General features: G+C 75.4%; 2 protein-coding genes and 1 tRNA gene. 2 read left to right on the plus strand and 1 reads right to left on the minus strand.

Features of this window, described 5'->3' with window-relative positions; translation table 11 throughout:
- Positions 1–98: 98 nt before the first annotated feature.
- A complete protein-coding gene (locus tag FNQ90_RS16660; RefSeq protein ID WP_323380009.1) occupies positions 99–1379 on the plus strand; it encodes a serine/threonine-protein kinase in 1281 nt (426 codons plus the stop codon).
- A gap of 57 nt (positions 1380–1436) precedes the next feature.
- On the opposite strand, the gene FNQ90_RS16665 is transcribed toward FNQ90_RS16660, so the two are convergent.
- Positions 1437–1512: transfer RNA gene (locus FNQ90_RS16665), tRNA-Gln, on the minus strand.
- A 107-nt stretch (positions 1513–1619) separates the two neighbouring features.
- Between FNQ90_RS16665 and FNQ90_RS16670 the strand changes: the two genes are divergently transcribed.
- Entirely contained in the window at positions 1620–3170 is a 1551-nt protein-coding gene (locus FNQ90_RS16670; protein ID WP_182607109.1) for a sensor histidine kinase, read from the plus strand.
- Positions 3171–3470: the final 300 nt, after the last annotated feature.

Genomic DNA, 3470 nt, shown 5'->3' on the forward strand with positions numbered 1-3470 from the left:
CCCCCGCCCGGGACGCCGGCCCCCGCCTCGAACCGGATGCGCCAGGTCGCCTCCGAACTCGACGAGCTCGACGACTGGCTGCGCGGCGGGGACCAGCGGTGACGCCCCGGCTCCTGGCCGGCCGCTACCAGCTCACCGAACCGCTCGGCAAGGGCGGCATGGGGGAGGTCTGGTCCGGTCGCGACACCGCCCTGGGCGGTCGGCGGATCGCCGTCAAGCTCCTGCACTCCGACCGCCTCGCCGCCATCACCGGCACCATCGAGCCCGAGGAGTTGCGTCGCCGCTTCCTGCGCGAGGCCCGTGCCACCGCGCGGCTGGACCACCCCTCGCTGGTCGCCGTGCACGACGCCGGCGCCGAGGAGGACTGGCTCTACCTGGTCATGCAGCTGATCGAGGGCTCCAACCTGGCCGACCACCGGGCCGAGAACGAGCCCTACCCGTGGTCGTGGACCGTCGCCGTCCTCACCCAGCTCGCCTCCGCGCTGGTCGCCGTGCACAGCGAGGGCATCGTCCACCGGGACCTCAAACCCGGCAACGCGATGGTCCGCCCCGACGGCCGGGTCACCGTGCTCGACCTGGGCATCGCGGCGGTCCGCGAGGACGAGGACAGCCGGCTCACCCGCACCGGCACCCTGCTGGGCACCCCTCTGTACATGGCGCCCGAGCAGGCACTCGGCGGCACTCCCGCCGGCCCCCGGGCCGACCTGTACGCCCTGGGCGTGATCGGGTACGAACTGCTGACCGGCCGCGTGCCGTTCACCGCCCCCAACGCCACCGGTCTGCTCTACCGCAAGATGCACGAGGACCCCGAGCCCGCGGCCTCGCTGCGCCCGGACGTCCCGGCCGAACTGCCCCGCCTGCTGCACCGGCTGATGGACCGCGAGCCCGACCGCCGCCCCGCCGACGCGCACGCCCTCTTCGCCGAGCTGGAGCCGCTGCTGGGACGGTCGGACCCGGAGGCGCCCCCGGGGGCGGCCGTGCCGATGGACCCCACCCGCCCGTTCCGGCGTCCCCTCGCGCCGTGGCCGCCGGTGCGGCCCGCCGGCGGCCCGCACCCGGATCCGGAGCTGTCCGCCACCATCACCGAGGTCAAGCGTCTCCTGGCGGCCGGCGACTACACCCGGGTGGCGGAACTGCTCAGCCACGCGGTGCCGATGGCCACCGCCCGGCACGGCGCTTCCTCCAGGGTGGTGCGCTCGCTGCGCAAGCAGTACGCCGCCACTTTGCTGGACACCGGCCAGTACGCCCGCGCGCTGCCGGAGATCCGGCGCCTGCTGCACGACCTCGCCGCCGACCTCGACCCCCGCGACCCCGTCCTGGCCCAGTTGCGCGAGGACGAACAGGTGTGCGTGCGGAGACTGCGCGGCGGACTGCGCTGATCCGGTGACCCGGCGGGCGCGGAAAAGCCGCAGGGTCGGGGAACCCCGACCCTGTCATGGCTCCGCCGGCTGGATTCGAACCAGCACTACAAGGATTCAAAGTCCTGCGGGCTACCGGTTACCCCACGGCGGATCGCAGCACAGACCCTACCCGAGGTCGCGAGCGTCGCGCGCCGCCCTCCCGGGACCTCCACCGGGTCACCCGAAAAGGGGTCGACAGGCGGTCGTAGTCTGGTTCCCATGACGGAAACGGGGGTGGAGCCGCGCCGCGCCGATGGGCGCGCGCCCGGGGCCGGGGACGATCCCTCCCCGCCGCCGTCGGGGTTCCTGTGGTGGCCCCGACGGCGCGGCGCGCTGCTCGACGCCGGCCTGGCCCTGGTCTCGGCCGCCGAGTGCGCCCTCCAGGGCATCGCCTTCGCGGGTCGCGCCGGTCTGCCGACGCTCCCGGTCGTGGTGCTGGGGGCCCTCGCCGGTTCGCTGCTGGTGCTGCGTCGCCGCTCTCCCTTGGCCGTCATCCTGATCGCCATCGCGATCCTCCCCGCCCAGATGGGCTGGGTCATGGCCTCCATCGGTCTCTACACCCTGGCCACCTCCGAGGCTTCGCGCCGGGCGGTCGCCTCCCTCGCCGGCATGGTGGGTCTGGGCTCCGTCCTGGTCTCCGTGCTCTCGTTGGACGGCGGTGACCTCTATTACGAGCAGGGGCTGCCCACCTGGTTCACCCTGCTGGTCTCGACGATGTTCGCGATGCTGACGGTCCTGCCGCCGGTGCTGCTGGGCCTGTACGTGCGGGCACGGCGCAGGTTGGTGGAGTCGCTGCGCGAACGCGCCGACGGCCTGGAGCGCGAGCTGGCGCTCCTCGCCGAGCGGGCGGGGGAACGGGCCGAGTGGGCGCGCCGCGAGGAGCGCACCCGGATCGCGCGGGAGATGCACGACGTGGTGGCCCACCGCGTCTCGCTCATGGTGGTGCACTCGGCGGCGCTGGGAGCCGTGGTCCGGGAGGACCCGGAGCGGGCGGCGGAGAACGCCGCGCTCATCGGTGACATGGGACGTCGGGCACTCACCGAGCTGCGCACCATGCTGGGCGTGCTGCGGGCGGACGATACGACGGCGAACGGCGCCATGGCTTCCGGCCCGGTGTCCGGGCCCGGCGCCGGACCCGCCCCGGGACGCCGGTTGGTGCCGGCGGCCGGCGGGGCCCCGGACTCCGACCCCCGCACCGGCCCCGGGGGCCCCGACGCCGATCGGGCCGGGGGAGGATCCGCCCCGGGCCCCGGGGAAGACGACCGGACGACGGGCCGACCGTTCGTCCCGGGCTCCGGCGGGCACGAGCCGGGTGGTGCCCGGGCGGATTCCGGGGGTCCCGGCTCCCCGGCGGACGGCGGGCCCCGCCTGCGCGACCTGGCCGACCTCGTCGAGCAGTCCAGGGCGGCGGGAATGGAGGTGCGGCTCCTGGTGGAGGGCACCGTGCGCGAGCACCCGCCAATGGTGGAGAGCACCGCGTACCGGGTGGTCCAGGAGGCGTTGACCAACGTGCACAAGCACGCCGCCGGCGCGGCCGTGGTGGTGCGGGTCGCCCACCGCGAGGAGGAACTGGCCGTCCAGGTCCGCAACGACCCGCCGCCGGACGCCTCCGACACCGACCCCGTGCTGCCCAGCGGCGGCAACGGACTGGTCGGCATGAGGGAGCGGGTCCGGGCCCTTGGGGGCGGCTTCGTCTGCGGGGCCACCCCCGAGGGTGGCTTCCGGGTCTCGGCCATGCTGCCGGACCGGGCCGGGCGAGCCGTGCGCTGAACCGCCCGGGGACGGGCTCGGCACCCTCATTCCGCTGTTCGCCGGTTTCATGACCCCCGTCAACCCCATCGGCGATGGGGGGACCGCCCCGGTTCCGGCGCCGGATCGGCGGGGGATACGGTCGAAGGCGTGTCGTCGTGCCCGTTTCCCTCCCTTCCGTCCCCGCCCGATGTCCCGATCGCCGGTCGGGGTTCTCGCCCAGCCGGGGATCGGCCGGGGCCCACCGGCTCCCCGGCCGGGTCGTCGCCGCCCCGCCCCGGGGGCGGCGGGACGGCCCCGACGGCCCCGACGGCCCCGGAG

The organism is Streptomyces alkaliphilus, assembly GCF_014141535.1.
GTDB classification, from domain to species: domain Bacteria; phylum Actinomycetota; class Actinomycetes; order Streptomycetales; family Streptomycetaceae; genus Streptomyces; species Streptomyces alkaliphilus.

What these genes read in the sequence shown, in the direction of transcription:
- FNQ90_RS16670 (WP_182607109.1), top strand. Translation starts at nt 1,620, where the DNA reads ATGACGGAAACGGGGGTGGAGCCGCGCCGCGCCGATGGGCGCGCGCCC.